Origin of the sequence: Peribacillus sp. Aquil_B1, assembly GCF_022603275.1 — a bacterium.
Classification (GTDB): domain Bacteria; phylum Bacillota; class Bacilli; order Bacillales; family DSM-1321; genus Peribacillus.
In genome coordinates this window covers 904,272-910,271 of record NZ_JAKXEE010000002.1, presented here as the reverse complement: position 1 = coordinate 910,271, position 6,000 = coordinate 904,272, and the positions used below count along the sequence as shown (strand labels likewise).

The 6,000-nt window shown below is 43.7% G+C and carries 4 protein-coding genes and 1 pseudogene; 3 read left to right on the top strand and 2 right to left on the bottom strand.

The features are described 5' to 3' along the window. A pseudogene (locus tag MPH60_RS18130) lies at positions 1-205 on the bottom strand (DUF1641 domain-containing protein); the annotation flags it as partial. A 321-nt stretch (positions 206-526) separates the two neighbouring features. Between MPH60_RS18130 and MPH60_RS18125 the strand changes: the two are divergent. The 3 genes from MPH60_RS18125 (at position 527) to MPH60_RS18115 (ending at position 5,220) form a co-directional block, all read left to right on the top strand. Next, the gene (locus tag MPH60_RS18125; protein ID WP_241591327.1) at positions 527-697 is read left to right on the top strand and encodes a hypothetical protein; all 171 of its coding nucleotides are present in this window, start codon (positions 527-529) and stop codon (positions 695-697) included. 484 nt (positions 698-1,181) lie between these two features. After that, positions 1,182-3,221, top strand: coding sequence for a hydantoinase/oxoprolinase family protein (locus tag MPH60_RS18120; protein WP_241591330.1), 2,040 nt, complete (start codon positions 1,182-1,184; stop codon positions 3,219-3,221). A 16-nt stretch (positions 3,222-3,237) separates the two neighbouring features. Further along, complete coding sequence (locus tag MPH60_RS18115; protein WP_241591332.1) at positions 3,238-5,220, top strand: hydantoinase B/oxoprolinase family protein; 1,983 nt, start codon at positions 3,238-3,240, stop codon at positions 5,218-5,220. Positions 5,221-5,383: 163 nt separating this feature from the next. Here MPH60_RS18115 and MPH60_RS18110 read toward each other — a convergent pair whose 3' ends face one another. Then, positions 5,384-5,968 (bottom strand): DJ-1/PfpI family protein, encoded by a 585-nt coding sequence (locus MPH60_RS18110; protein WP_241591334.1) that lies wholly within the window; start codon positions 5,966-5,968, stop codon positions 5,384-5,386. Positions 5,969-6,000: the final 32 nt, after the last annotated feature.

Sequence of the window (6,000 nt, the reverse complement as noted above, 5' to 3'; positions counted from 1 at the left end):
TCAAGACATCATCAGTCGCAACCGATTGAGCGAAATCATATGACTTTGTTAAAATATTCACTAACTCAGTCAGTTTTGGTAACTGCTCAACTAAAGTGTTCAATGATTCCTGAACCTCAGGCTTTAATAATTGATCCAGTACATCTAATTGTTTTTGGCGGGCATTAAGTTGTTCAGTTTGTGATTGGGTAATCGTTTCTGACATATCCAATTCTCCTTTGCAATAAGCATTTTGTTGATGTAAATAGAAAAACTTGTAAAATATTACACAATGTGTGACAAGAAAAAATACTAACAAAAATGTAATAAATGCTATCCTATAGTATATCCCTTTAGTGGCTTGAAAACAGCTGATTTTTTAAAAAAGATTCATAAAATAATCTTTTCCTGCTTATTTGAAGTACGGATTCCAATGGGTTATCCCATTATTTACCTAAAATGAACTGTAAGAGGGTGTCTATCATCGAAGCCTTTCATACATATTTCCATCTTGATTTGCCATCCTAAATGATGGAGGTGAAAAAATGTGACTGATTCAGAATCTAAACTTACAGAACAGAATAACGATAATAAGCTTCATAAACTGGTTGGCAGTATGGAATATACCAAAGCACAACTATCGGAAGGTATGAATGGAATTTCTGAAGTTTACCTCAAAAACAGTGAGGAAGGCACATCGGAAACACCTGATAAATAATATTATTGTGTAAGCATAGCGAAACAGTTATGCTTACTTATTTTTGTAATAAATCCCACTCTTAATTCTCAAGCTATAGTTATTTAAATATTCCAAAAATACCCTTGACTTTATCATGAATTGACGTAAGATAAAGTATATAGCCATGGTGTAAACAGGTAGTTTTTTCTAGAAATTCTACTCTGACATCGCTTAAAATGGACTCGGTGACTTAAAAGATGAATCTATAAATAACTGTCGAATCTAATAGACTTCGCCGTCCAGCGAAGCTAGACCTAAATCAAAAACCAGTTATATCAATTATTTCTTATTGATATGACTGGTTTTTTTTATTTCATCATTCATCTTGTTCCGTTTTTGGCCTAAGAAAATCCAGCGGCTGGCTGATACTCTTTCACACAGTTCTATTAATCGGTGCAATGGGCGCAAGGTAATGTCAAAAGGTATAAAGTATATTAAATCTTGTAGCAGGGGTGGGAGTTATATGATAGGTACGAAGCAAACTAGGCTGGCAATTGATGTAGGCGGAACTTTTACGGATGTGTTCGTTTTTGATGAAAGTACGAAGGAAATTTCCATTACGAAAACGTCGTCGACTCCTTTGAATCCAGAGATCGGTATTTTGGATGGAATTGCGAAAGCGGAAATAGATTGTGAAAGTATTAAAGTTTTTTCCCATGGTACAACTGTGGGCACCAATGCCTTGATTGAAAGGAAATTGCCAAAGACAGCATTGATTACATCCGCTGGATTTCGGGATGTATCGGAAATCCGCCGAGGAACCAAGCTTGAGTTATGGGATACATATGATGATGTAGCCAAACCGTATATCCAAAGAAGAGACCGTTTTGAAGTGGAAGAACGCATCGACTTTGCCGGGAATGTCTTGACGGAAATCAATGAAGAGGAAGTACGGTCACTGGCACGGAAATTAAAAAGGCGCGGTACCGAATCGATTGCGGTTTGCTTCATGAACTCATATGTAAATGGAAGCAATGAGGCGAAAGTGAAACGAATCATCCAGGAGGAACTCCCGGATGTTTATATATGCATTTCAAGTGAAGTCCTTCCTGAGATTTTTGAACATGAGCGCATGAGTACGACGATTGTCAATGCGGTTTTAGGACCGACTGTCAGCAACTATATTAAAACCCTTGAAGGTGAAATGACTAAACGGGGATATGAAGATGACATATTAGTGCTTCACTCCGGCGGAGGGGTAATGACATCCCAGACCGTTCCCCGTTATGCAGCAAGACTTGCAAGCTCCGGCATTGCTGCAGGTGCGATTGCCAGTAAACATATCGCCCAGCTTTGCGGTTTTAATAATGCCATTGGGCTGGATATGGGGGGGACGAGCACCGATATTTCCTTGATGCATGATGGTGATTTACGAATTACGAAAGATTGGTATATCGAGTATGGATATCCGATCGGGTTCCCAAGTATTGAAATCTTGACGATTGGAGCAGGAGGCGGAAGCTTAGCTTGGGTGGATGAAGGCGGTTCTTTACGTAATGGCCCTCAAAGTGCAGGGGCGGTTCCTGGACCTGCTTGCTATAGCAGGGGTGGGGTGGAACCGACCAATTCCGATGCCAATATTGTCTTGGGACGACTTGGCACCAAACTATTGGATGGACAAATGGAACTGGATAAACAAAAAGCGATTGAAGTCGTGGATAAGATCGCCAAGAAATTCGATTATACGATTGAAGAAGCGGCGAACGCCATCACACGGGTGGCCAATGCCAATATGTGTGATGCCCTAAGGCTGATTTCAGTCAGACGGGGATACGACCCGCGCGACTTTGCACTTGTGGCTTTCGGCGGGGCTGGACCCCTACATGGAGCGTACTTGGCCAAGGAAATGGAAATCCCGACCGTCATCATCCCGCCGCATCCGGGAGTAGCCGCCGCAATGGGATGCCTGTTGGTTGATGTTCGTCATGATATATCCAAAACCTATGTCAAGAACGTCAAGGATGTATCGTTAAAGGATTTAGAGAAAGAATTCATCGGAATGGAAAAAGAGGCCGCAGAGTTATTGCAAGAAGAAGGGGTCGCTAAAGAAGCTTCCACATTGATGAGATATATTGACATGAGGTATATGGGACAGTGGCGTTCATTGGCGATAGAAGTCGATTGCCCGATTTCTTCATTGGAAGAGACCCTTGACCGTTTCCATCAAGAGCATGAACGCGAATTTTCTTTCTCCGATAAAGAACAGACCGTGGAAATTTACGGGCTGCTCGTTACGGCTATCGGGACTGTGCCAAAACCTGAATTCCCGACTTATGAACCTGGAGGCACACTTGCCGATGCCTTGAAGGAAACGCGTGATGTCTATTTTGAAGAAGAGGGATATGTAAATACGAACGTCTATAACCGGGAACTCATTCCGGCCTTTTCTGAAATCACGGGCCCTGCCATAGTGGATCAGCTTGATACAACGACTGTCATACCACCAAATTTCACGGCAAAAGTTGATAAATACAGAAACTTGATTCTTTCCCAAAATAAATAAAAAGAGGTGGATTTCATTGTCGAATAAACAGTTAGTTGACCAATCTGGAGTTGAAACAGGTTTAGATCCGGTGACATTTGAAGTGATAAAAAATGGCTTCGTTAACCTTGTAGATCAGATGGCGGAACAAATCCTTCGGACATGCTATTCCTTCGTCATTTATAATCGGGATTTCAGCTGTGCTCTTTGTGATGCAGAAGGAAATACAGTCATGCAAGGGACGCAGGATATTTCGGTCCATGTAGGAACATTGCATCTAACGGCAAAGGCGGTAATAGAGGACTTCAAGGGTGATATCCATCCTGGGGACGTATTCTTGGTCAATGATCCGTATCGAGGCGGCACTCATTTCAATGACACACGGGTCCTCTTGCCTGTCTTCCATGAGAACAAGCTCATTGCGTTCATGCAGACGAATGGCCACTGGGCCGATATGGGGGGATCGACACCTGGCTCCTTTGATATCAATGCCAAGGAACATTTCGGCGAGGGGGTAAGGATTCCGCCGCTTAGGATTTATAGTAAAGGAACATTTTTAAAAGATGTGGTCAATGTGCTCGCTTTGAACATGCGCGTCCCTGAAGAACGTGTTGGAGATTTGCGTGCTCAAGTGGAAGCGGCCAAGGTAGGCGAGCGCCAGTTGTTTGCCATCATCGAGAAGTATGGAATCGATACGACTTTGTCCGCCTTTGCGGAAGTGCAGAATTATGTGGAGCGCCTGGCCCGGGCCAAGGTTGCGTCTTTACCGAATGGAACCTGGGAGACCGTCGATTATATTGATATGGACCCGGAAGCCGGAGACGGTCTGATTCCGATTCGGGTTAAGATGACCATCACGGATGACGAAATCCTTTATGATCTTTCTGGATCGCATTCTTATATCGGCTGTTTTTTGAATGCTGGTTTCGGGGCATCTTTATCAGCGGCATACTCAGGAACCAAGACATTCTTTCCAGAAATACCCCTGAACTCCGGCTTTTACAGAGTGGTGAAAATCGAACTGCCGGAAAACTCCGTAGTCAATGCCCCGGCACCGATTGCCGTAACCGGTTTTTGTTCAGGGGCCTATGAAAAAATCATGAGTGCGTGCTTCGAACTCTGGTCCAACATCATGCCGGAAAGAGCGATCGCATGCTCATTTAACCTGGAGTATTTACTTATCGGCGGTTGGGATCAACGCCAGGAGCAGGATAAATACTTCATGTGGTACGACTGGATGGCAGGCGGTCATGGAGGCCGCTATGATCGGGACGGTGTGAACGCCACTTCGCCGACATTCGGTTTGGGACTCAGCGTACAGCCCTGCGAAGGGCAAGAGAGATTGTCGCCAGTCGTGACGATGAAGCATGAAATCATTACCGACTCTGCCGGACCGGGTAAATACCGCGGCGGTTGCGGTGTAGAAAAGGGCGGTACACTCACCAATGTCAAAAACACGGTGATGTCTTATTGCTGTGATCGTTCCCGTTCAATAACATGGGGGATTTTTGGCGGGCTTCCTTCTTCCCCACATGGAGCATGGCTGAATCCGGGCAAGGAAGACGAACGATATTTAGGTGCAATTTTCTCAAATGTAAAAGTGCAGCAAGGAGATTCCTTTGTGCGTCCATCCGCTGGGGGCGGGGGACTGGGAGATCCGCTTGAAAGATGTCCCGAAGCTGTTTTGGAAGATGTTATCGATGAGTATGTTTCAATTGAGCGAGCTAAAAAAGATTATGGAGTCGTGATCAAGGAAATCGATAAAGATCTCGATTTATTCGAAATAGATCTGGAAGCAACGAAACAAGCTAGGTCTTATATCAGAAACAACCGCAAACAATGGCTTGAGGAGAACATGCAAAGCGTGGAAGATAAATTCGCCAATGGCGAGCTGGATAGTCTCGATGTCATACGCCAGCATGGTGTCATCATCGATTATGCAACGAATAAAGTCCTGCCAGAATCAACAAAACAGTTCCGTGAATCCATGAAAACCCGTTCATTGGCTTATTGGAAGTAATGTGAAAAGGGTTCCGAATTCATTCGGAACCCCTGACTGCAGACGAACTCGTAGAAAACGAGTTTGCCTGCAGTATTTTCCTTTAATAAGGGTTCAGTTGATATCAGAAATCCTTTCCGCCGTCTGCCTGCGGAAATCAACATCCAAATTGTATAAGACATTCTTAATGGAAACCCATCAATTCTTTCACATGTTTACAATTATCTTTTGAAGTGAGCATTTCCAAGAGCGTAAAGGCAACATCGAATGCTGTGGAAGGATTGTAGGATGTAATGATATTGTCCGTGACGACAATCGGTTCATTCACCACAATCGCACCGAAATCTTTTAGTTGGCCCTGTCTCTTACTGGTTGGATGGTTGTACGTAGTGGCTTTTCTTCCGTTCAAAATCCCGCTTTTTCCTAGTGGGAGAGAACCTACACAAATGGTTGCTATGATTTTGTTCTTATCATGAAAATGCTTGATCACATCAAGAAACCTCTGATCATAGGCATCCTCATAGAAACCGGCTTCTTCAAAACCTCCTGGAATGGCCAAAGCATCGAAGTCATCAAGGTTCACTTGATCGAGGGTCAATTCGGGCTGCACGATGAAATTCCATGTGCATGTCAATTGTTCATGAAGTCCCACCGTAACCAGATCAGTCGTACCATCACCCTCTAATTTATTCCAGCCCAATACATCTGTAAACACACTCGCTTCAACCGCTTCGAATCCATTGGATAGCAGCATCAATACTTTTTTCATCGCGCATCCCCCTTATTTATATTTGTATTTAT

What these genes read in the sequence shown, in the direction of transcription:
- MPH60_RS18110 (WP_241591334.1), bottom strand. Translation starts at nt 5,968, where the DNA reads ATGAAAAAAGTATTGATGCTGCTATCCAATGGATTCGAAGCGGTTGAA.
- MPH60_RS18120 (WP_241591330.1), top strand. Translation starts at nt 1,182, where the DNA reads ATGATAGGTACGAAGCAAACTAGGCTGGCAATTGATGTAGGCGGAACT.